Source organism: Aquirufa ecclesiirivi, from assembly GCF_011250515.1.
GTDB lineage: Bacteria > Bacteroidota > Bacteroidia > Cytophagales > Spirosomataceae > Aquirufa > Aquirufa ecclesiirivi.
Genome location: NZ_JAANOP010000028.1, coordinates 1 through 279, shown reverse-complemented (window position 1 = coordinate 279; position 279 = coordinate 1). Strand labels below are relative to the sequence as shown.

Annotated in this window: 1 protein-coding gene; it reads right to left on the bottom strand. The window is 47.7% G+C overall.

What is annotated here, in order from left to right:
* Positions 1-279, bottom strand: a 279-nt coding sequence (locus tag G9H65_RS13585) for a hypothetical protein (protein WP_166375822.1), incomplete at both ends; no start/stop codon positions are given.

The window sequence follows — 279 nt, the reverse complement described above, 5'->3', positions numbered from 1 at the left end:
TCGCATCAAAGCCCGTTACCGTATTGCCATAAGCATCCAAAGCCGTCAAGGTATTTGTACCTGTAAACGCTACGGCATTAATCTGTGGTCCTGCTAAGCTTAAAGCTAATTTGCTAAATGCCGCTGGACTTACTGTTACACTTAAGCGATCAGATCCACTGGTTGTCACCGAGCCATCTGTGGCTACTACAGCAGCCGACTCTACTTTGTATAAGCTCATGCTCACCGTGGCTACTCCATTGCTGAAGGTCACACTCGTGGCTGTACCAAAATTCGTGC